General features: G+C 64.6%; 15 protein-coding genes. 9 read left to right on the top strand and 6 right to left on the bottom strand.

The annotated features are described in order from the left end of the window. Positions 1-11: 11 nt before the first annotated feature. Both G6N36_RS04490 and G6N36_RS04485 read right to left on the bottom strand, forming a co-directional pair. Positions 12-731 (bottom strand): DUF899 family protein, encoded by a 720-nt coding sequence (locus tag G6N36_RS04490; RefSeq protein ID WP_197746601.1) that lies wholly within the window; start codon positions 729-731, stop codon positions 12-14. Next, entirely contained in the window at positions 728-1,504 is a 777-nt protein-coding gene (locus G6N36_RS04485; RefSeq protein ID WP_163690406.1) for an ArsR/SmtB family transcription factor, read from the bottom strand. Before G6N36_RS04485 ends, G6N36_RS04490 begins: the two co-directional genes overlap by 4 nt. Before the next feature lie 111 nt (positions 1,505-1,615). Between G6N36_RS04485 and G6N36_RS04480 the strand changes: the two genes are divergently transcribed. Continuing rightward, positions 1,616-2,896 (top strand): HNH endonuclease signature motif containing protein, encoded by a 1,281-nt coding sequence (locus tag G6N36_RS04480; protein WP_163685289.1) that lies wholly within the window; start codon positions 1,616-1,618, stop codon positions 2,894-2,896. Here G6N36_RS04480 and G6N36_RS04475 read toward each other — a convergent pair. Next, a complete protein-coding gene (locus G6N36_RS04475; protein ID WP_268951183.1) occupies positions 2,893-14,436 on the bottom strand; it encodes an ATP-binding protein in 11,544 nt (3,847 codons plus the stop codon). The two genes, G6N36_RS04480 and G6N36_RS04475, sit on opposite strands and share 4 nt — an antisense overlap. 98 nt (positions 14,437-14,534) lie before the next feature. Here G6N36_RS04475 and G6N36_RS04470 point away from each other — a divergent pair, with 98 nt between their 5' ends. The 3 genes from G6N36_RS04470 (at position 14,535) to yaaA (ending at position 17,361) form a co-directional block, all read left to right on the top strand. Next, positions 14,535-15,668 carry an alkaline phosphatase family protein gene (locus G6N36_RS04470; protein WP_179964712.1) on the top strand — a complete coding sequence of 378 codons (1,134 nt, stop codon included), beginning with the start codon at positions 14,535-14,537 and terminating at the stop codon, positions 15,666-15,668. Positions 15,669-15,961: 293 nt separating this feature from the next. Continuing rightward, positions 15,962-16,588, top strand: a complete 627-nt coding sequence (locus tag G6N36_RS04465) for an NlpC/P60 family protein (protein WP_163685283.1) — start codon at positions 15,962-15,964, stop codon at positions 16,586-16,588. 26 nt (positions 16,589-16,614) lie between these two features. Then, positions 16,615-17,361, top strand: a complete 747-nt coding sequence (gene yaaA, locus G6N36_RS04460; RefSeq protein ID WP_163685280.1) for a peroxide stress protein YaaA — start codon at positions 16,615-16,617, stop codon at positions 17,359-17,361. Positions 17,362-17,400: 39 nt separating this feature from the next. On the opposite strand, the gene G6N36_RS04455 is transcribed toward yaaA, so the two are convergent. Then, positions 17,401-17,910 carry a hypothetical protein gene (locus tag G6N36_RS04455; RefSeq protein ID WP_163685279.1) on the bottom strand — a complete coding sequence of 170 codons (510 nt, stop codon included), beginning with the start codon at positions 17,908-17,910 and terminating at the stop codon, positions 17,401-17,403. Between the two features lie 97 nt (positions 17,911-18,007). Here G6N36_RS04455 and G6N36_RS04450 point away from each other — a divergent pair, with 97 nt between their 5' ends. Then, complete coding sequence (locus tag G6N36_RS04450) at positions 18,008-18,868, top strand: oxygenase MpaB family protein (RefSeq protein WP_163685277.1); 861 nt, start codon at positions 18,008-18,010, stop codon at positions 18,866-18,868. Between the two features lies 1 nt (position 18,869). On the opposite strand, the gene G6N36_RS04445 is transcribed toward G6N36_RS04450, so the two are convergent. After that, a complete protein-coding gene (locus tag G6N36_RS04445; RefSeq protein WP_163685275.1) occupies positions 18,870-20,501 on the bottom strand; it encodes a fatty acid--CoA ligase in 1,632 nt (543 codons plus the stop codon). Between the two features lie 98 nt (positions 20,502-20,599). Between G6N36_RS04445 and G6N36_RS04440 the strand changes: the two genes are divergently transcribed. The 4 genes from G6N36_RS04440 to G6N36_RS04425 all read left to right on the top strand — a co-directional run bounded on the left by G6N36_RS04440 (position 20,600) and on the right by G6N36_RS04425 (position 23,146). Beyond that, the gene (locus tag G6N36_RS04440) at positions 20,600-20,965 is read left to right on the top strand and encodes a hypothetical protein (protein ID WP_163685273.1); all 366 of its coding nucleotides are present in this window, start codon (positions 20,600-20,602) and stop codon (positions 20,963-20,965) included. A gap of 66 nt (positions 20,966-21,031) precedes the next feature. Then, the gene (locus G6N36_RS04435; protein WP_179964711.1) at positions 21,032-21,283 is read left to right on the top strand and encodes a hypothetical protein; all 252 of its coding nucleotides are present in this window, start codon (positions 21,032-21,034) and stop codon (positions 21,281-21,283) included. A gap of 62 nt (positions 21,284-21,345) precedes the next feature. After that, positions 21,346-22,194: a hypothetical protein gene (locus tag G6N36_RS04430; RefSeq protein WP_163685271.1), complete on the top strand. Its 849-nt coding sequence runs from the start codon at positions 21,346-21,348 to the stop codon at positions 22,192-22,194. 37 nt (positions 22,195-22,231) lie between these two features. After that, complete coding sequence (locus tag G6N36_RS04425; protein WP_163685269.1) at positions 22,232-23,146, top strand: alpha/beta fold hydrolase; 915 nt, start codon at positions 22,232-22,234, stop codon at positions 23,144-23,146. 41 nt (positions 23,147-23,187) lie between these two features. Here the strand turns inward: G6N36_RS04425 and G6N36_RS04420 are convergent, their stop codons facing one another. Continuing rightward, positions 23,188-23,412: a hypothetical protein gene (locus tag G6N36_RS04420; RefSeq protein ID WP_163685268.1), complete on the bottom strand. Its 225-nt coding sequence runs from the start codon at positions 23,410-23,412 to the stop codon at positions 23,188-23,190. Between the last annotated feature and the right edge of the window lie 9 nt (positions 23,413-23,421).

Raw genomic sequence — 23,421 nt, 5'->3', positions numbered from 1 at the left:
TTTCTCCCTTCTCATCTCAGGTCGTCGGAGCGGCCCGCGTGTAGTCGTGACCACTGCGCAATCGGGCGTCCGTCCGAGCGCATCGGTTGGAGATCATCGCCGAGCGGGTATATCGGCCAGTCGCGCGGCGAGTCCTCCCACTCTTCTTGGCGTCCGTAGACGGTGAGGTCCATCAGCGCGAGGCTGTAGTCCATGGATTCGACGCCGCGGTAATTGGTCCAGTACGTCTCGAACACGCGGTCGCCGTCGCGCAGGTAGCAGACCAGATGCATGAGACCTTGTTGCCGTCCGACGAGCAGGGCATCCAGAGATTCGTGCGCGGAGTACCACGGCATCTGCCAGGCCATGAAGTCGCGGTAGCGGCGACTTTCGTCATACGGGCCTTGACAGAACACTGCGTAAGTGATGTCGCGCGAGTGCAGGTACGACAGCTCTTGGACACTGGTGGCACACCATGTGCAGCCTTCGCATTGTTCGGCCGCGGAATGTGCTGTGTGCCACATGAAGTAGTACGCGATCAGCTGCGTACGGCCCTCGAAGGTGTCGAGCAAGGTGACCGGTCCGTTGTTGCCGTGCAACGGGGTCGAGGCATCCAGCTCGACCATCGGTAGTCTTCGTCTGGCCGCCGCGATCGCATCCCCTTCTCGCGTGTGCGCCTTCTCTCGGACCCGCAGCGCGTCGATCCGCGCCTGCCACGTCGCCCGGTCGGCGATCACCGGCATTCCCGTCACGCCAGCTCCAGCGCGCTCTTGAGGTTAGCGAGCTTCCACGGCCACCCGCCGGAAATGAGTTCGCGCACAGCGCTTTCAGGCGGAAAGTCGTCGTGGATGACGGTGAGCTTCACTTGACCGTCGTCGGCCGGCTCGATATCGAAGGAAACCTTGGAGCGCCTCTCCGAGGCCGCCTTTTTCACGACGTCCTCAGCGAGGCCCAGTGTCGTCAACTCGGGCACGAAAGTGTGAAAGGTGAACGCGAGCCTGCGATATGGCTCTGACTCGAGGATCACCTGCTCGGAGTCCTCGATCTCCAGGCCGGTGCAGTCAGACCACACATAAGAGGAGCCCTTCTTGAAATCCGACACCAGCGCGTGGCCCATGTAGCGGTTGGAGAACGCGGGATCGGTGATCGCCTGCCACAACCGCTCCGGGGTTGTCCGGATGTAGGTCGTGTAGACGAAGGCGGGACTGTTGCTCATCGGTTCGGTCTCCAATGCAATCTTCAGGTCGGCGAGCGTCTGTACTCGCGCACGGTCGTACTGGTTGATCCAGCGGTCGGCGATCGCGTTGATCGGTTCGGCGTTGAGGTAGTGCAGCTTTTCCCTGCCCCGCCACATCGTGGTGATCAGGTTGGCTGCCTCGAGCAACGCGAGGTGCTTGCTGACCGACTGTCGCGCCATGGACAGTTCCGCGCATAAGTCGCGCAGACTCTGCCCGTTACGGGCGTTGAGGCTGTCGAGCAGCAGGCGCCGACTGGGGTCGGCCAGCGCCTTGAATACCTCGTCCATCTCTGCCATATCCATTCATGCAGCTGTTTGGCTGCATTTCCACCATAGGCAGCCTTACGGCTGCATGTCAATGGGTCCGGACTTGTCAGACCCTGCTGTTTTGATGAGGTCATGTCCACGACCACCGCACCCGATGCGGGGGTCGTGCGCCCGAAGGACCGGCTTGAGGTGTTGTTCGAAGAGCTGGGTGAGCTGATGGGTCAGCGCAACGCCATCGACGGGCGCATCGTGGACATCGTCGCGGAGATGGAGCACGACAGGCTGTGGGGCATCACCGGGTGCCGCTCGATCTCAGCACTGGTGGCGTGGAAGACCGGTTCGTCGACTGGCAACGCCAACACGATCGCCGCGATCGCGCATCGGCTGCCGCAATTCCCGCTCTGCTTGGCAGGGATGCGCGACGGCCGATTGTCGCTGGATCAGGTCGGGGCCATCGCCAAGAAAGCCGGCGACGGATCCGATGAGCATTACGCGGCATTTGCCGAAGTCGCCACCGTCAGCCAACTCAACACCGCGCTGAAACTCGAACCACCCCTGCCACCCGAGCCCGACCCCTGGCGCGACGTGCAACCCGAACGTGAACCCGAACCGCCACCGCGGCCCTCGATCACCAAAACCCGCAGCGACGACCAGAGCAGCACCTGGAAGATCACCCTGTCCCACCTCGACGCGGCGACGTTCGACGCGGCGCTGCAGTCACATCTGGACGCGGTGATCGCCGAGTGGAAACGCGACCACGAGAACTCCACGTCCGAACAGCGGCCCCCGTTGCCGACCACCGGCGACGCATTCATGCGTTTGGTCGAATCCGGCTGGGACGCCGACGTGGCGCACCGCCCCCACGGCCAGCACACCACCGTCGTCGCGCATCTGGACGTCAAAGATCGCATCGCTGCCCTGCATCTGGGGCCGCTGCTCAGCGATGCTGACCGCCAATACCTGACCTGCGACGCGACGTGTGAAGTGTGGTTCGAACGCGACGGACAACCGATCGGCACCGGGCGCGCCACCCGTACTATCAACCGCCGACTACGCCGCGCCCTGGAACACCGCCACCCCACCTGCGCGGTGCCCGGCTGCGGCGCCACCCGCGGACTACACGCCCACCACATTCAGCACTGGGAAGACGGCGGTCCCACCGAACTGCACAATCTCGTGCTGCTTTGTCCGTATCACCACCGCCTGCACCACCGCGGCGTCATCACTATCACCGGACCCGCACCCAACATCACCGTCACCGACAGTGACGGACGAACACTCAGCTCCGGATCGCTTGCCCGACCACCGAATCGACCCCCGCCCGATGTGCCGCCCTACCGTGGACCCATCGGCGAACGCGCCGATTGGTGGTGGTACACCCCATTCGAACCCAAACCACAAAGCAATAGCTAGGGATTGGTGACGGTTACGCGGCCCTCGCCGTCGAGCTCGTCGAATCTTGATACCGCGGTGTCGAGGTCGTCCTCGTCGAAAACCTCGCAACGGTTGATCATGTCGCCGTCGACAGTGAGGATAACGACATCGCGCCATTCCCCCTTGAACCCGTCAGGAGTGGTCGCCTGAACGAACTGCGTGAAAGCCGCTCCATTTTCACTCAACCGATGCACGGCGACGATACGGTTGCTGATGTGGGATGCGACGTCCCAGGTCGCGCGAATGTACTCCGTCTGGTCACCGGGCGCGAAAGCCATCCCACCCCGACGATGGTCGACATTGATCCATTCGGGCGTCGTCGGCGGCATCTCACGCCGATTGAACACCACGTTGGCGTTGGCGATCGCCGACCATGTGCGCGCGTGCTCGGCCGCGTCGCCCGCGATGTACCGCGAGTCGAGTTCGGCGAAGGCGGCGTCAATGTCATCGCAGTCGAAGACGACGAACGCAGAGATCAATTCATCGTCTGTGATCTCCGCGACAAGAAGGGCCTCCACTGCAACTGGTTGGTCAACCTCGCCGTGGTCGCGAAATGCCACGTGGCCCAACATCAGATGAGATCCCCTGACGGCGATGCACTCGATGTCCTCTTGCCAGGCCGCGCCCGCGTCGAGCACTAGCGCGCTCGCGAACTTCGGCTTGATCGGCCCGTTGTCGCGCAACCCTTTTCGTCGATCGTCATATCGACCTTGATCGCAGTAGGTGGCGAGATAGCCTTCGATGTCGCGACGGTTGAAGGCGTCGACAGCGCGGGCGAGAACGCGCGTCGCGGCGTTCTCGAGTCTGGGTGCGGTGCTGAGTTCATCGAACCTCGCGATCGCGGCGTCGAGGTCGTCGTCATCGAACAGCTCGAAGCGGTTGCCCAGGTCACCCTCGAACGTGAGTAGGTGAATGTCCCGCCACTCGGCTCGGAATCCCTCCGGCGATGTTCCATACGTCGAGGCCGTGATCACCGCGCCGAGATTGCTCAGCCTGTGTACCGCCGCAATGTGGGCTTGAGTGTCCGGTGTGACGGTGAACGCCGCTTGGACATAGTTCGTCAGGTCGCCTGGCTCAAACGCTGTCACACGTCGGTGGTCGATGTTCGCCCAATCCGTGGCCGTCAAAGGCGGCTCATGCCGGTTGAACCTGGCGTAACTGTCGACAACGAGTGCCCACATCTGTGCGTGCGCCGCGCCTTCACCCGCAAGGTAGCGTGCGTCGAGCTCGGCGAAAGCGGCGTCGAGGTCGTCGGTGTCGAAAAACGCCTCGTAGGAGATCAATTCGCCATTCGATACCTCCGCGACGGTCAGGACTTCGATCGCACTTGGCTCGCCGGGTTCGTCCGTATCGCGGAAAGTGCCCCGGATCAGCGAAAGACTCTGTCCCCTGGTCGCGACGGGCTCGATCGCCAGGCGCCAACCGGGCGGCGCGTCGAACAACACGGCGCGCGCAACCTCCGGTTCCACGAGACCTTCGTCCTGAAGGCCCTTTCGTCGGTCCTCGTAGTATGCGTTTGGTTCATGTAGTTCAAGAAGGCCATCCAGGTCACGATCGTTGTACACAGTGGCGAATCGCTGCCACACCCGCGTCGAGGCGTTCTCGAGTCGGGGCGCCGGTGCGCTGAGTTCGTCGAACCGCGCGATCGCTGCGTCCAGGTCGGCTTCGTCGAATAACTCTAGGCGGATCATCAGATCACCTTTGAAAATCAGGAGGTGGACCTCACGCCATTCGGCGTCAAATCCATCCCGCGATTTTCCGCGTGCGGGAACGACGACGACAGCGCCCAGACGATTCAGCCGGTGCGCGGACTCGACGTACGCGTGCGCGTCCGGCGCGATGTCCCACACATTACGGACGTACTTCGCCATTTTCTCGGGTGCCGAGGCGATCACTCGCCTGTGATCAGCGCTCGTGAAGTCCTTTGTTGCCGAGGGAAACTCGTGACGGTTGAAGGCGGTATACGCTTGCATGACGAGAGACCAAATGTGAGGGTGCGCTGCCCCTTCGCCGACAAGATACCTCGCGTCGAGTTCGGCAAAGGCCGCGTTGAAGTCGTCTGGGTCGAACACGATTGTTCTGGTGATCTTGTCTGCATCGTCGGTTTCGAAAACGTGCAGCACCTCGCCGAAGAAGGCATCTGCCGGTTCATCACTCCTTGAATAGCGCGCTTGCGTCAGAATGAGTCGTTCTCCGCGCATAGCCACTACATCTTCGGCGACATCTGTGAAGCCGACATCGGCTGCTATGCGCACATCGCGAATCATGGAATCCCGACCATGACTCATCCCACCGTTTACCGTGCGTCGGCGATCGTCAAGCGTGAAATCCGCTGCGAGGGCGGCTCGCATGCCGTCCCAGTCGCGGGCCGCAAAGCACGCGCGATTTCGCTTGATTACTCGGCTGGCTGCGTTCTCCAAGACTCGTGGACCGGAGAGTTCGTTGAACCTCGTCAGCGCGGTATCGAGATCGGCCTCGTCGAATAGCTCTGTGCGACTGAGCAGATCGCCGTCGACAGTTACCAGGGCGACCTCTCGCCACTCGGCGAAAAAGCCTGTGACCGACTCCCCTTGCGTCGTGCTAGTGACAACGGCCCCAACATCGTTCAGCCTGTGCACCGCTTCGACGTGAATTCTGTTGCGCGGTGAGTCCTGCCAGGAGGACCGAATGTAAGTCGCCAGTTCGCCCGGAGCAAACGCGTTGCCTCCTCGCCGATGGTCGACGGTCACCCAATCTGGCGTCGTCGGTGGAATTTCGTGACGGTTTAGCGCCGCGTATGCATCCTTGATGACCGACCACGTTCGTGAGTGAACCGCGGCTTCGCCAGCGAGGTAACGCGCGTCGAGTTCGGCGATGGCGGCGTCGAATTCGTCGACGTCGAACATGATAAAAGCAACGATCCGGTTATGGGCATCGACCTCCGTGATGACAATGCCGTCCGTGCGGAACGCCTCAGGTCGCTGATCCCTGCCAGCGATCTGCACACGTTGGAGAGCGAGGCGGTCTCCACGGGTAGCCATGACCGTCGACGTCACATTCTTGACGCCCGTTTCAGCGGACGCGCGCATGTTCGCCACGGTGGCATCTCGTCCGACGAAAGAGGCACCCACCACCCGACGGCGATCGTGAAGGCAGATGTCCTCGGCGAAGATCTCCGCCAGACCATCCCAGTCTTGTGCGCCAAATGATTCCTGGAACCGTCTCGTCAATCGACTAGCCGCATTCTCCAATTGCGGCGTCGGCGTAGTGAGTTCGTCAAATCTCGCCAGTGCCGCGTCGAGGTCCGCCTCGTCGTAAAGCTCGCACCGGTTGATCAGATTCCCTTCGACGGTCGTGACGCCGACGACGCGCCACTCGGCGTCAAACCCCTGTTGAGAGGTGTTATGCCATCGGTGGGACATGACCGCGCCAAATTCGTTCAGTCGATGTACCGTCTCGAGATCGATTCGGATTTCAGGGGCATCGTTCAAGGTCACCTGGAGGTACGCCATCATGTCCCCGGGTGCGAACGCGATGGGTCGCCGATGATCGATGCTCACGAAATCCGACGCTGTCGAGGGTAGTTCGCGGCGGTTCACCGCAGCGAAGGCCTCCGCAATCACCGAATAGGCGTGCGCATGCGTGGCTGCTTCGCCGGCGAGGTACCGGTTGTCGAGTTCCTCGTGTGCCGCCGCATCGGCATGCGCATCAAACGGGACGAATGCTGTGATCCGATGGTCGGAATTGACCTCGAACATGTAGAGCAGTTCCGAGTAGAACGGATCGGGCTCCTGCTCCCGGCCCGTGAAGCGGACGTGAACGAGGGCGAGGCGCTCGCCGCGTGTGGCGAGAACCGTCTGCGTTACGTGAGGCACGCCGATGTCGGGCGCCGCACGCATGATTTCAACTACGGAACCGGCGCCCTGCTGATTGGCGTCGAAACTGACGACCGAACGTCGATCGTCGGTGGCGACGCCGTCCCAGAGTGTTTCCCTCATACCGTCCCAGTCGCGCGCCTCGTAACACGACCAGAACCGTTCGGCTACTTGGCTTGCCGGGTTGGCAAGCGAAGCTGACGGAGTTTCGAGCTCGTCGTATCTGGCCAGCGCGGCGTCGAGGTCAGCCTCGTCGAAAACCTCGCACCGACTCAGGAGTCCACCGTCAACCGTGTAGACGTTGGTTACCCGCCACTCGGCATAGAAGCCGTCCGGCGAATTACCATGCGCAACCTGACTGACAACGGCTCCGCCGTCGCTCAGCTTATATACGGACTCGACAAAAGTAGTCAGATTCGGCGTGAGATCCCATGCAGCGCGGAAAAATTCTTTCATGTCGCCCGCACCGATGTTTGCGACTCGGCGCCGGTCGGCATACACGTAGTCCTGCGTGGTCGCGGCAAACTGCTTCAGGTTGAGTGTGGCGCAGCCTTCAGCGATCACCGACCATGTGCGTGCATAGTCAGTCGCCTCACCTCTGATGTACCGGGCGTCGAATTCAGCCAGGGCGGCATCGAAGTCGTCGGCGTCGAAGAGAACGAGGGCCGTGATTCGTTCGTCCGCATCGATTTCGACGATTTGAACCAGATCGATCACGCCGGCCTCGGGTCGTTCTTCGCCACCTGAATAGCGGATGTGCCGCAGCGTCAACCGCTCGCCCCGGATCGCGATGGCCCTAGTCGCGATGTGGTTAAGGCCGATCTCAGCACCGACCCGTAGATCCTCGACCACAGCATCTCGACCCCGTCGCAGGCCGGCATTCACGACGCGACGACGATCGTCGATCGAAACGTTGTCCGCCAGGACCTCTGACATCGCATCCCAGTTTCCTGCTGCGATGAGGGCCTGGGCGCGCGCTTCCACTCGACTCGCGGCGTTCTCCAACTGCCTTGTCGGTAGGGTGATCTCATCGAACCTCGCGAGGGCGGCGCTAACGTCGGCCTCGTCAAACATCTCGCTACGGCTTATGCGGTCACCTTCGACCGTCGACAGCGTGATTTCCCGCCATTCACCTTCGAATCCCTGTTCCGTGGTTCCTTTCGCTACATGGGTGACAACTGCGCCGAAACTCGTCAGCCGATGAACGGCCACGATGTCGACCCTGACATCGGGAGTCTGCGCCCATGTTGCGCGAAGGTACGGGGCGAGGTCGCCGGGCGCGAAGGCGGTGGTGCTCCGGTGATCGACGGTGACCGTATCCGCGGTCCAAGCGGGTAGCTCATGCCGATTTACTGCCCCGTACGCCTCCATGATGACGGACCACGTGTGTGCGTTCTCGGCCCCTTCGCCGGCGAGATAGCGGGCATCCAGTTCGGCAAACGCGGCGTCGAGATCGTCGTCGTCGAACCCCGCCAGGGCGACGATCAAGCCGTCGGCATCGATCTCGAGAAGCCCGAGGAACGACGCTTCGATCAGATTCTTGCCGTCCCCGACACGATCTTGAAAAAGGGCGAGCCGTTGCCCACGAACCGCAAGCACAGACGCGTCAATTCGCGGCGCGTTGAGCTCCGCCATCGCACGCAGGTTTGCGATCTCGACATCCCGACCGCTCCGGGGACCGCCACCAATGACACGGCGGTGGTCATCGCCGGACACGTCCTCCGCATAAAGCTCTGCAAGCGCAGCCCAATCGCGAGCTTCGAACAACGTCCGGAGGCGGTCGGACACTCGTACTGCCTCGTTCTCTAGACGCGGCGTGGGCCGATTCAATTCGTCGAACCTGGCGAGCGCGGCGTCAAGCTCGGCCTCATCGAACATCTCAATACGGTTTATCAGGTCGCGATCGATCGTTACGACGTCGATCAGGCGCCACTCGACGTTGAGTCCGTCTTGTGAGGTTCCCTTCGCCACGTGGGTGACGACCGCTCCTACGCCGGTCAGTCGATGAACGGACTCAACGTACAGATGGCTATCCACCAAATCGTCGAAAGCGACATTCAGATACGCCTTGAGATCACCAGACCCAATCCGCGCAACCTGTCGATGGTCGACGTCGACAGCGTCGGGTGTCATTGCCGGAATTTCGCGCCGATTCACCGCATCAAACGCCCGTGTGATAACCGACCAATTGCCGGCATGCTCCACTGCTTCGCCAGCGCAGTAGCGGGCCTCGAGTTCGGCGATCGCAGAATCGAGATCATCTGCCTCGAAGAGAATTTCGGCCACTATATTGTTATCGGCATCGATTTCGACGACGTCAACCGTTTCGGTCTCGAAGTTGGCCCAGTCGGGCGCGATGAAGCTGTGACGAGCGAGGACGAGCCGCTCTCCGCGGATCGCCACTGGTTCCGTCGTGATATCCGCGACGCCGAGCTCAACCATGGCTTTCAAATTCGTGATCTCGTTGTCGCGACCGTGTCGGATGCCGCTATTCACTACGCGGCGACGATCGGCAGCCGAGAAATCGTCGGCCAGCGACGGTGACATGAGATCCCAGTCCCGCGCCGCATAGTGAGACAGGTAACTCTCCAGAACCTGGTTCGCAGTGTTATTTAGCCGCGGGGCCGATCTACTCAGCTGGTCGAGCCTCGCGACCGCGGCGTCGAGGTCTGCCTCGTCAAAAATTTCGTTTCGGGCTATCAGGTCGCCGTCGAACGTTTGTAGAAGAACCACTCTCCACTCGGCTTCAAAGCCGTCGTGCGTAGCTCCAAAGGACCGACAGGTAACGACGGCGCCGATGTCGCTTAATGCATGGACCGCTTCGATTTGGCAGCGGAACTCCGGCGTCACGTTCCTTGAGGCGCTGAGCACGGCGATCACGTCGCTTGAGTTGAACGGAGTTCCCTTGCGGTGGTCGACGTTCACCCAGTCGGGCGTCGCCGGAGGAATCTCCTGCCGACTGACGGCGATACAGGAACGAACGACGGCCGACCAAGTTTGTGCGCGGGATGCGGCCTCGCCTTCGACATATCGCTTGTCAAGTTCGTCGAACGCGGCATCAATGTCTTCAATGTCGAAAAACATCTGCAAAACGAAACGGCCCTGTTCGTTGATACCGTTCAAGGAAAGGACCGGGTCCTGGGGTGCGCCCACGCTGTCGTCTCCAGCGCCGAACTCGAGACGTGTCAGCGCAAGGCGCTCTCCCCTGATCGCGACAACGATGTAACGCACTAGCTGAAGACTGGTCTCCGCCAAACGTCTCGACTCGCTGGGCCAATCGAGCGATGGAAGATCTGTCTGGTTGAAGCCGACTAACTTCCGACGGCTTTCGACGGAGCCGACTTCCGCGTGTGCCTGCTCGACTTCGCCCCAGGCTTCGCGACCGTACGCCGCCACCAGGGCGTCGAACGCTCGCACGCACGCGTTATCGAGTTCGAATCGTGCGTAGGCAGCGTCCATCTCGGCCTTCGCCGCCTCGAGATCATCGATGTCGAACCAGACCTGCAATGCAATTCGGCCGTCTTCGTCAATGCCGACCAGCTGGAGCATCTCATCGACCGGCGCGCCGGGAGTATCGTCGGCTGTGCCCACGACCGTCCGTGTCAGCGCCAGACGCTCGCCCCGGATGGCGACGATCGGGCGACGTGTGCGCACGGCGCGCATATCGCGAATGAATTTCTCTGCTCCACTCGCCATTCGGCGTGCGGGGAGGATCATCCGTTCAAAGCCGACTATCTTCCGACGGCTTTCGACGGAGCCGACTTCCGCGTGTGCCTGCTCGACCTCGCTCCACGCCTTGCGCACGACGGCGGCCTCGACGCGGCGAAGCGTTCGCACACACTCGTTCTCCGGTTCAACCGTCGCCACCTCGGGCGCCGAGGAGACAGCCGAGGCGTCGGTACCGAGTAGACTCCGAGCCCGTTCAACCAGTGCCGCAGCACCTTTGCGCTCGAACAGTGCTACCGCCTGCTCAGCTGCCGCTCGTGACCCCGCGGTGTCGCCGGCCATGGTAAGCACCATCGCCAGCGTCAGGCAGGCATCGCCGTGATCCACCAGAGCATCGGTGCACTCGGCGATGCTGACGGCCTCTTTCGCCACCTGCCGGGCCTCGTCATGAGCACGGACACGCGCGTGCAACTGGGCACGAACCGTCCGCCAGGTGATCGACGGCCTCAACGCATGACCGGCCAGACGCTCACTCTCCCTGCACAGTTCGTCGGCCTCGGCGTCCCGGTCAAGCGCCAGGCAAGTGCGCGCCAAGAACGCTGCGGTCTCTGCGGTATCGGCGTCCAGACCCATCCTGCGAAATCCGACATACGCCCTCCGCAGATGCGGTTCGGCAGCAGCTGGGTCGTCAGCGACCAACTCGACAATGCCGGCGAATTGATCCACTTCGAGCAACGCGTGCCGCATACCGAGCTCGGTGAGGGTGCGCCTGGCCGACTCGATCAGCTGCCGCCCCGCGGCGGCCCGTCCACGCATCGCATCCAGCACTCCCTGGCACCGTGTCGACGTGGCCTCCACCACCGGCGACCCCGTGGTAATACGCAGCAGTCGAACAACGTCGAGACACCGGCCGCCGGCACGCGGAACCGGATTAGGTCCCCACAGCGCCGCCAACGGCGCACCCGCCAACACCGCATTCACCCGACGATGGTCACGCGCGCGGCGTGCCGCGGTCAGCGCCTGATCCAACGCTGTTTCGCTTTCGGCGATGCGACCCAAGCGGGCCAGGCACGCCGCCCGAACCGTATGTGCATTCGCCTCCCCCGCAGCATCATCCAGCTCGGCCAACCGTTGTGCGGCGTCGCGCACCTCGGATTCGATCTCGTCCAAACGTTCGGGATCCGTGAGCATCGATAGCTGACCACCGAAGCACGTGCCCCATGCCGTCAGACGCACCGAGTCCCCAGCCGCCCTGCGCAATTGGGATACCGCACCAACCGCCGAACTCACGTCACCCGCTGCCAGCAGCGCCTCGCACCGGGCAACCAGCAGTTCGGCTTGCAGGGAGTCGCGGTCGGGCAGGTCGTCGTCGAGCTCCTCCAGCGCATGCAGTGCCCGGTCGTAGAGCTCGGCCGCGCCCTCATACGCCAGACGTTCGATCGCCTGGTCCGCCGCCCGCCGGCAGTACTCGACTGCTTTGGCCGCGTTGCCCGCCCACGCACATTCGAAGTAGTGGTATGCCAGCTCGGCCAGCAGTTCGTCATCCGCACCCGCTTCCGCCTCCAGGGTGGTGGCGATCCGCTGATGCAGCCGCATCCGCCGCACCGACGCCAGCTCGGCCAACAGCGACTGCCGAACGAGCGCGTGGTTGAACCGATACCGACCGCCCGGCTCCTCGATGACAATGCCCGCCTTGCAGGCCTCGTCGAAGGCGTCGATGAGGTCTTCGCCGACCACCTGCTCGACCAGCGCGAGCGGGAACCGAGCCCCCACGACCGCAGCCGCAGCCAACGCCTTATTAGTATCTGCCGGAAGCCGGGAAAGCCTGCGGCTCACAGCTTCTCGAACACCCTGCGGCAATGTGCTCGGATCCCAACGACCGCCGCTCTCATCAACATGCCGCAACGCCTCGATCAAGAAGAACGGGTTGCCTCCCGTGACGGATGCCAATGCCCTCGCCAATTCGACGTCGTCGTACCCCGCTTCGGTGACATAAGTGGTGACGTCCTTCTCGTCGAGGCCGCCCAGCGCGAGGCGAGTGGCGGAGCCGTCACGGTGCAGGTCGGCGAGCATCGCGGCCAGCGGATGCGAGCGGTCGAGGTCCGTGCTGCGGTAGGTGCCGACGATCTGTACCTGCGCGTGCTCCCCGAATCGCAGCAGATGTCGCAAGAGCAGCAGCGTGGGTTTGGCCGCCCAGTGCAGGTCGTCGAGGATCAAGACGATCGGCGCACTTGCCGATGCCATCGCCAGCAGTGCGACGACGGCGTCGAACAGCGCGTAGCGTTCGGTGTCGGGGTCCGAACGGGAAGGCGTCGGCAGATCGGGCACGACGTCGGTCAACCCCGGCACGAGCGGAAGAAGTGCTTCGGCACCGCGAAGCCCGCGCAGCCTGTTGGCACCGAGACTCGGCACCAGCGACCGCAAGGCTTCCGCGAACGGCTGATACGCCGCGCCGAGATCTTCGTCGCAGCGTCCATAGAGGACGACGGCCCCCTGTTCATAAGCCAGCCGGGACCACTCACCGGCCAGCCGGGTCTTGCCGACGCCCGGCTCCCCCGCGATCAGGACGGCGTGCGCACCCGCGGTAAGCGTTGACTCCCAAGCGGCCAGGAGTCCCGCGAGCTCTGGGCCGCGCCCGACGAACGGCCCCGGTCCACCCAGCACCGCCGGCAAAGGAGGCCGTTGGATGGGTAGCGCCTCCGCTGCGCCGTCGAACTCAGACTCCGCGGCCGTCTCCAGCCGGACTTCAAAGACATGCTCGGGGCGCGCGAGGTTGCGCAAGTGCCGCACACCGAGATCGGCAAGCACGACATCGTCGGACAACGTGTCGATCACGAGTTCCGCCGTCGCCCCCGAGCATAGGATCTGCCCGCCCTGCGCCAGCGACCGAAGACGGGCGGCACGGTTGACCGCCCGGCCGAAGTAGTCGCCGTCGCGCAACTCGACCTCGCCGGTATGAAGCGCCACGCGAATGCGCATGGGCTCGGCCAGCACCCAGGGTTCGTGGCGGATCGCCTCCTGCAGTTCGATGGCGGCGGCGGCCGCGCCTGATGGCCGATCGAAGACCGAGAACGTCGCATCGCCCTCGCCTCGCGTCTTGACCAGGCGGCCTCCCCGCGACGTGACGACCTGTTCGACGATCTCGTCGTGCCGCGCGAGCGCCGTCGCCATCGCGTCTGCGTCGGCCTCCCAGGCCGCGGTCGAGCCCTCGATATCGGTGAGCAGAAACGTCACCGCACGGGTTACCACCGACAGTTGTTCCGGCACAGCGATTTCCAGGGCAATGTCCTGCGCGACGATCGCGGCTTCCAGTCGGCGAAGATCAGGTCCCGGGTCGACGCCGAGCTCGTCGGCGAGCATCGAGCGTGCCCGCTGATACGCCCCGAGCGCTTCACCCTGCCTGCCCGCGCGATAAAGGGCGAGCATCAGCTGACTCCAACGCCGCTCGCGCAACGGGGCATCGGCGATCGCGGCCTCCAACTCGCCGACGATTTCGGCGGCCCGCCCCGTCGCGAGCAGCGCATCGGCCCGGTCCTCGACCAATGCGGCGTGCCCCTCGATCCAGCGCGTCTTCTCCGACCCGCCGCGTGGCCCATCGGGCAGCTCCGGCACGCCGCGCCACAGTGCCAACGCCTCGTCGAACCGGGCCACGGCCTGGCCTGCGTCTCCGCCCGCGAACGCGTCGCGCCCCTGCCTGGCGGCCAGCGTGTACCGGGTGGCGTCGATCTCGGTCGTGCTCAGGGTCCACCCGATCCCCTCCGTCAGCACATAACCATCGCCGAGGGCGCGGCGCAGAGAAGAGATGTGGGTCTGCAGCGCCTTGACGGCGGTACGCGGCGGACGAGCACCCCAGAGCAGCTCGGCGAGGGCGTCGGCCGTGACGACGGAACCGCCGTGCAGACCGAGCATGGTGAGGACAGCGCGTGGTTTTGCGCCTGGGACAGCGACCGGCAGGCCATACTGCCGGACCTGCAGAGGCCCTAAAACCCCCAGCTCCACGAGTGAAAGCGTAGTCACGTCGCCCATCGTCAGGGCGCGGATTCAATACACGGTCAAGGATGGGTAAAGGCCGTCCGGCGGTGTGGCAGGCTCGGCGTGTGGACCTGCCACAGCCCAGTCCGGACACGCCACACCTCGCCGACGTCATACCGTCCGTTCTCTCCGCGATGGGTGTCGCGGGATTCGACAGCCGGATAACGTTCGACGCCGAGATCACCGGCGCCTGCGTGCTGTTGGTCGACGGGCTCGGCGCGGAGTTACTCGACGAATACGCCGCCGACGCGCCCGTCATGGCCGGTCTACGCGGCCGCACGCTGCAGGTCGGCTTCCCGGCCACCACCGTCGCCGGACTCGCCGCGCTGGGCACCGGCTGTCGCTCCGGCGAGCACGGCATGGTCGGTTACTCCTTCCGGCTGCCCGACATCGGTGTGGTGAACGCTTTGCGCTGGCGCATACACCCGTGGGGCGCCGACGTGCGAGACGCTGCGCCGCCCGAGCAGGTGCAACCGATGCCGACGACGTTCGAACGGGCCGTCTCGGCGGGGGCGTCGGTCAGCGTCATCTCGGGGGCCGAATTCACCGGGTCCGGGATGACGCGCGCGGCGCTGCGCGGCGGCCGGTACATCGGCGTGCACGCGATGGGCGATCTGTCGGCGCGGGTGTGCGAATCCGTTGGCGCCGGCGGGTTCTGCTACGCCTATCACAGCGAACTCGACATGATGGGCCACCTCTACGGGCCCGGATCGACCGCATGGACCATGCAGCTGCGCCAGATCGACCGGCTGGTGGAATCTATTGTCGAGGCCCTGCCGCCCGGAGGACTTCTCGCAGTCGTGGCCGACCATGGGATGGTCACGGTCGGCACCGACGACGTCGACATCGACAGCGACGACTCGCTCACCGTTGGTGTGACCGAGATCGGGGGCGAGGCTCGGGCGCGACATATATATGTAGCCCCCGGCGCGGCCGACGACGTGTTGGCGACATGGCGGGCGACGCTCGCGAGTCGGGCATGGGTGGTCTCGCGCGACGAGGCTATTGCCGCCGGCTGGTTCGGCGAGCGTGTCAGCGACACGACGCGAAGCCGCATCGGCGAAGTCGTAGCCGCAGCCCGCGGTTCTGTAGGTTTGCTGAGACGAACGGTCGAGCCACTGGAGTCTTCGTTGATCGGCCATCATGGCTCGCTGACGAGCGCCGAGCAGAACGTCCCACTGCTGCTTGCCTACGGGTGAGCGCCGCTGTTCAACGTTGGATTAGCCGGTGTAATTGATTGCATTGCAATGCTTTTCGTAACTTCTTTCCCGTTCAAATAGTATCACTGTCACCAATAGTTGCTCTCTCCAACATAAATCGCTAACGCAACGGTCACGAACAGCAAACAAATTGGCGAATACTCCATTTCCCGGCCGAAGTTGAGTGAAGTGGCACACCGAATTCCGGTACTGTGTCCGCGATCACACCATATTCGGTGAACGTGATCACAGATTTTGGCAGCCTACAAATCGCTCTGTTAACGTCCGGCGTCATGTTTGCTGTTGCAACGCTTTTGACGCTAGTCAATTCCGTGTCCGGCACGCCCTACGTCACCGGTGGGGATTCCCCGGCCGGTACCGACTGCTCAGGACTGGTCTCCTGGGTCACCAACGCGGCGACCGGACGCCCCGTCTACGGGGACCGGTTCCACACCGGGAACATCGAGCAGGCACTGCTTGCGCGTGGCTTCCAGTACGGCACGCAACCCGGCGCGCTCAACGTGGGCTGGAACGGCGGCCACACCGCCGCGACGCTGCCTGACGGCACGCCGGTGTCCTCCGGAGAAGGTGGCGGAGTCAAGGTCGGTGGCGGCGGCGCCTATCAGTCGCAGTTCACCAACCACATGTTCCTGCCGATGCCGCCCGATCAGGTGCCACCGCCTCCCGGCGCCCCGGTCGTGCTGATGAATCAGCAGGCGCCGATGCCCCCGGCACCGCCGATGGCACCGCCACCGCCGCCGCCGCCCGCACCACCGTTGGCCGGCCCGGTTGATCCGATGTTGGCGCCGCCTCCCCCACCCGCACCACCGATGGCACCGCCTCCGCCCGGCGCACCGCTGCCCCCGCCGCCGGGTGCGCCCCTGCCCCCACCCCCCGGTGCCCCGGCGCCACCGGCCTGACCGAAGGGCGCGATAACGTCTGCGGCGTGATCGTGCTGCTGCCGCCGTCGGAGACCAAGCATCCCGGCGGCGACGGGCCACCGCTGCGCCTGGACTTGCTGTCATACCCCGAGCTGACGAGGCTGCGGGCCGAACTCGTCGACGAGCTGGTCGAGCTGGCCGCCGACGAGTCGGCGTGCAGTCGCGCGCTCGGGCTCTCGGCTTCTCAGCACGCCGAGATCGAACGCAACGCCGCACTATGCGATGCGGCGACGCTGCCTGCGATCGACCGCTACACCGGCGTGTTGTACGACGCGCTCGACATCGCATCGCTGACGGGCGTCGCGGCGAGCCGTGCCCGGGCCAGGCTCGCGGTCGGATCGGCACTGTTCGGGCTACTGCACGCCGACGATCACATACCCGCATACCGGCTCTCCGCGACATCGAAGCTGCCCGGACAGCCCGCTCTGTCGACGCGCTGGCGACCTCTGCTCGAGCCGGCGCTCGACAGGGTCGCAGCGCACGAGCTGGTCGTCGACCTGCGGTCAGGCTCGTACGCGTCGCTCGGCAGGTTGCCCGATGCCGTGCGGGTCGATGTCGTCTCGGAGAATTCCGACGGCAAGCGCACGGTGGTCAGCCACTTCAACAAGGCGCACAAGGGACGGCTGGCCCGCGTGCTGGCCTCCACCCGATCCGAGCCTGACACCGCGGCCGCAGTAGCGACGATCGGGCGGCGCGCCGGCATGCGCATCGAACGCGAAGGCAATCACTTGACGGTAGTGGTGCCGGCTTGAGTTCTTGCGAAAGATCTTCGCCTCCAAGGCTTTCGCGTATCAGATCGGAGCGATCAAGTCCGTCGTGTAGAACTCTGCCGGATTCTGCGAGAACCTGTCCGGGCGACTGATGAACACCCAGGCGCCTGTCGCTCCCGGCTCGATCGCGTCCTGGAGGGTCGTCGATGCCGCCCCTCCTGCGTCGGTGTTCAAGGAACCCTGCGCGACGCCAGGGTCCGCACCCCAACAGGGCGTCGCGGAGGGCCGGGGCACCTGGATCAGCCTGACGTCGTAATGCATGTTCGGTATTGCCGTCGCGATCTGCACATCGGCGGTCAGCGTGGATCCGTCCGATCGCAAGGTGCCCAGCGGCCTCCCGTAGCCGGTGGGGCCGTTGTAATCGGTCTCGCTGAAATCGCAACGGCGCAAAATCTGGGAGAACGGCAGCACGGTGCCGCCAGAGCCAGCAGTGACCCCCGCGTCGCCGCTCCCGTCGGCGAGCGCGGCCGCAGGAGGTGTCGCCAAAGCCATCGCTGCCGTCAGCGTCAAAATCCGCGTCGTGTGTCGCATAGTCCCGAGTAAAGCACCGATCAGCGGCGCAATGGGCAATTCCGGCCGGTCGATCGGTCGGCAGGGCAGCACCGTCACCCTCCCGTACGGTTGAGTCATGACGGTGTTGCCGGACGTTGGAGCCGTGCGGAAGCAGCTGGGACGCAGCCTGTTCGGTTTGGTTGCGGGCCCGGACGGGCCGGCGAAGCGTTCCCGCATTCACGACACACCCGGCCCGCGGTGGTTCGACGAGGATCGCCCGATTCGCCGTGTGCACGCCGACGCGTCGATGTTCGTCGGCGGGCTGCGCGCGCTCCTGTTGCAGTCCCTGCATCCGCTTGCGATGGCGGGCGTCGCCCAGCACTCCGACTACCGGGGTGACCCGTGGGGTCGGCTTCAGCGCACCAGCACCTTTCTGGCCGTGACCACCTTCGGTCCTGCCGCCGACGCACAGCGGGCAGTGGACAAGGTGCGCGGCATCCACCGGCGGGTGAGCGGTGTGGCTCCCGATGGCACGCCCTACGCCGCCGGAGACCCGCACCTGCTCGAGTGGGTTCACATCGCGGAGATCGACAGCTTCCTGCTCGCGCACCAGCTTTACGGGGCACACCCGCTCGATCAGAGTGGCCGTGACGGATATGTGGCCGACACCGCACGCGTCGCCACGGCACTCGGTGTCATCGACCCGCCGCGGACCGAGCGGGAACTGGCCGAACGCATCGAAGCCTTCCGCCCGGAGTTGACGAGCACACAGTCGGCCCGAGAGGCCGCCCGCTATTTGTTGTTGACTCCCCCGCTGCCCGTCGTCGCGCGAGCCCCGTACGGTCTGCTCGCGGCGACGTCGGTGGCGATGTTGCCGCCATGGGCACGGCTGCCGCTGCGGCTGCCCTACTTTCCGCCGGTCGAGGCCACGCTCATCCGGCTGTCTGGCCGTGTCGTCGTCGGCGGAATCCGGTGGGCATTGACCGCGACCAGTTGAGTCAGTCCCGGCACTCGACGACGTCGTACACGCCGTCGGCGTAGAGCGAGCGGATGTGCTTCTTGTCGAACTTGCCGACGCTGGTCTTCGGCACCTCGTCGATGAAGGTCCACCGCTCCGGCAGCCAGAAGCGGGCCACCTTGTCGCACAAGTGGTCTCGCAGCTCCTGCGCACTGGATGACGCGTCGTTCTTGATCACAACGGCCGCCAGCGGTCGCTCCTGCCAACGCTCGTCGGGCACCGCCACCACAGCGGCCTCCAGCACCGCGGGATGTTCCATGATGCACAGCTCGAGTTCCACCGACGAGATCCACTCACCGCCCGACTTGATCACGTCCTTGGCGCGGTCGGTGAGCGTGATGAATCCCTGCGGGTCGACTCGACCGACGTCGCCGGTACGCAGCCAGCCGTCGTGAAACTTCGCATTGTCCGCATTCTGGTAATACGATCCCGTGATCCAGGGTCCGCGAACTTCTATCTCTCCCACTGCTTTACCGTCGTTCGGCAGCACCGCGCCCGCGTCGTCGACGATCCGGATTTCGACGCCGCAAGCCACCCGGCCTGCCGAGGCCCGCAGGGTCCAGGCGTCTTCCCCGGTGACCTCGGGCGGCGGTGTCGCGAGCGCAGCGAGCGGGGACGTCTCGGTCATACCCCAGCCCTGTCGAATGACCACGCCGAAGTGCTGTTCGTACTCTTTCATCATTCCCAGTGGCACTGCCGACCCGCCGCAGCACACCGTCTTCAACGAGGAGATGTCCCGCTCGGGATGTGCATGCAGAAACTGCAGCACGTCGTTCCAGATCGTCGGGACCGCCGCGGCGAAGGTGGGCCGATGCAGCTCGATCATGTCGACGAGCGGCTCGGCCTGCAGGTACTTGTCGGGCAATAGAAGGTCGGCCCCGGCCATCACTGCTGCATATGGCTGCCCCCACGCGTTGGCGTGAAACATCGGCACAACCGCCAGCACCCGATCGCCGTCGACCAGGCCGATCGCGTTGGCCGTATTGACGCTCATCGAATGCAGATATGTCGATCTGTGGCTGTAGACAACGCCTTTGGGGTTTCCCGTGGTGCCGCTGGTGTAACACATTGCGGCTGCCGACTTCTCGTCAAGTTCGGGCCAGTCGTAGGTAATGGGCTGGCCTTCGAGCAGGTCGTCGTAGCGGATGACGTTCCTGCCCGACGCCGCCAGGGGTCCGGGGTCTCCCTCGCCAACCGCGACCACGGTATGCACCGTCGTCAGGTTCGGTAGCACCGCGGTGAACAACGGCAGTATCGACATATCCACCAGCACAACGGAATCCTCGGCCTGGTTGGCGATGAACGCGATCTGCTCACCGGCCAGCCGAATGTTGAGGGTGTGCAGCACCGAACCCATGCACGGGATGGCGAAGTACGCCTCGAGATGCTCCTGATTGTTCGGCATGAACGTGGCGACGCGCTGTCCGGTCGAGACACCGAGCTGTCGCAGGCCGTGCGCGAGTTGAGCGGCGCGCGTACCGAGTTCGCCGAAACTGATCTCGCGGTAGCCGTCGGCCGTCCGGGAGATCACTTTGCGACCGGAATACCAGGTGGTCCCATGCCGCAGGATCCCGGTCACGGTCAGCGGAAAGTCTTGCATCGTGCTGTCCATGTCACCCCCAAGGCGCATCGGTGGCAGGCATTCATGATTGCCGATCACCGCAGCAGTTCGGGAGGAAACGCACAACGTGACCGTTAGCATCACCCGACATGGCGCAGTACGGGTATCCGCCGATCGGGCCACCGGAGCCGCCGGTCTCCGGCGGTGATATCGCTGTCTCCGTCGCCGCGCTCATCCTGACGGTGGCACTTGGCGCGGTTGCGTCGTTTTTCGGACTCTTCTCGCTCGCGTTCATCGACTCATGTCCACCAGCGAGCTGCAGCGTGGAGGGAGCCGTCACCGCGGTCCTGCTGGCGCTCGGGGTCGCCGCGGTCATCGGCGTGGTGGGCGTCGTTGTGACGGTGGTGCAACTGTTCCGTCGGAAGCGCAGCTGGCCGTTCGCGGTTGCGACGCTGACGCTCTGCACGATCACGGTGTTCCTCGGAGGTGTCGGCTACGTGCTCGCCGTCGGATGAACCGAGGCGGCCGGCCATTGGTCGAATCGCGCCTCTGACTCGGCGGAGTCACCTACCGTTTCAAGGGTGGAGATAGACCCTGCACCAGAAACTCAAGCCCCCGGCCTGGTACCGGTCGGGGCACTGCGCTCAGGGGACCCAATCACCGACGTCAACGGTGGCGGTCAGCACTACATAGTTCTGGAGTCCAAGAAACTCGGCGAAAGCTGCGTCGTTCTCGAGCTGGAATCCAAGGCTAACGACCAGCTCAGGGTGATCGAGGCGTCGTTCCCTGCCGACTACGTGATGAGCCTGACGCCGCGCCAACCGATTCTGTGATCTGGCGCTAGCCGCCTGCTTCGTTGGAGACTCAGGGGAACCCCGACGAAACGGAGCACCGAATGCTGCGCGACATCCGCGAACTGACCGAATCGCCAGAGGAGTACGCGGCCGAACTGCGGAGGCGCTGGGGCGGATTGTTGAGCTACCGCTACATCGGGCGCAGTCACGCGTCGATGGATCTCGTCACCGAGGACAACACCGTCACACTGCGCCACGACATGCGTAACCCGGCCGGCGGAGTGCTGCTCGCGGTGTACGGCATCTCGGCGCCAGAGAGCGGTCATATGTCGGACCTGGAGGCGGTGCCCAACCCCGTCATCCACTCCTGCCAGATCGTCGACGCCGGCCGCGACGTTCGCCGGATCGAAATCATCTCCGAGGAACTCAAGGTCGGCCGCCAAATGGGGTACAGCCGCGCGAAGATCGTCGACGCGGATCGTCCCGATCGTGTGCTCGCGCTGATCGAAGGTCAGGGCGTGACGATCGGGACGCCACCCGAGGGACTCGAGCGGATGGAGGCCAATCCCCTGGAGGTCGTGGACTCCCCCGATCTGCCTCCGCTATGGAAGGTGTTTGGCGGCTACCGACGGCCCGACGGGAACTGGGGCCTGCCCGAGCTCGCAGCGGAAGTCGCGTCGCCCGACGCGGCGCTGCACATCGGACCCCAGTTCGTCATTCTCGAGACGGCGGCCGCCGACGCCGCGGCCATCCTGGCGGGGACCGACCGCATCCAGGGCGTCTCGACGCATGTGATGTTCCTCGCGCGCGGCAAGGTCGGCCCCTTCCGTGTCGAGACCGAGCCGATGAACGGTGCCGACGGCATGATCGCGGTGCGCGTGCTCATGCGCGACGAAGGGAACGGCCACCGGTTGATCACGTCAGCGTCCTACCAGTTCCGCAGGGTGTAGCGCCAAGGGTGCGGAGGCGGCATGCGACACTTTGGCCATGGTTGTCGCAATCGCCCGTCCCAAGCTCGAAGGCAACATCGCTGTCGGCGATGACCGCCAGATCGGATTCGCCGAATTCGGAGACCCCCAGGGCCGCGCCATTTTCTGGCTGCACGGAACACCCGGCGCCCGGCGCCAGATTCCGATGGAAGCCCGCGTCTACGCCGAACAGCAGCACATTCGGTTGATCGGGGTGGACCGGCCGGGCATCGGCTCCTCCACGCAGCATAGCTACGACACCGTCGTCGCCTTCGCCGACGATCTGCGCACCATCGCCGACACGCTGGGCATCGACAAGTTCGTCGTCGTCGGGCTGTCGGGTGGCGGGCCGTACACGCTCGGCTGCGCGGCGGCGTTGCCCGATCGCATCGTCGCCGCCGGCGTCATCGGCGGGGTCGCCCCGACCATGGGTTCAGACGCCATCACCGGGGGTCTGATGGGCAATCTCGGTACCCGGGTCGCTCCGCTGCTGCAGGTGGCCGGCACCCCTATCGGACTGCTCGCCAGCGCCATCATCCGGCTGATTCGCCCCGTCGCGTCCCCCGCCGCCGACCTGTACGGGCGGGTCTCGCCGGAAGCCGACCGCAGGCTGCTGGCCCGCCCGGAGATCAAAGCGATGTTCCTCGATGACATCCTGAACGGCAGCCGCAAGCAGATGGCGGCGCCGTTCTCAGATGTCGTCGTCTTCGCCAGGGACTGGGGCTTCCGGCTGAGCGACATCAAGGTGCCCGTCCGCTGGTGGCACGGCGACGCCGACCACATCGTGCCGTACGCACACGGGCAGCACGTGGTGTCGCGGCTGACCGACGCCGAGCTTTATCCGATGCCCGGCGAAAGCCACCTCGCCGGACTCGGCCGAGCCGAGGAGATACTGCACACGATGCTCAAGGTGTGGGACGAATACGACTCCTAGCGTGGCGCCCCGCGCGCGCTGCCGGGGTCGCGTTCAGCCGATCAGCGCTTGAGCCAGCCTGCGACGGTGTCCAGGTCTCTGGAGTAGGTCATGAGAAAGTCGTCGTGGTACAGCGCGCCGCCGCTGATGGCGTCAGTGCCCTGCCAGATCACGTGAACGCGTACCGGACTGCGGGTGTAGTAGTCGGTGCGGTCGGCGTCGCGGCAATGCCACCCGGCCTGGACAGCCCGCTCGGAAATCTCTTTGCGCAGTTCAGCTGCAGTCATTGGTAAGTC

The sequence above is a fragment of the Mycolicibacterium gadium genome, assembly GCF_010728925.1.
Lineage (GTDB): Bacteria > Actinomycetota > Actinomycetes > Mycobacteriales > Mycobacteriaceae > Mycobacterium > Mycobacterium gadium.
The sequence above is the reverse complement of the archived record's forward strand: the minus strand, read 5'-3'. Positions and strand labels throughout refer to the sequence as shown.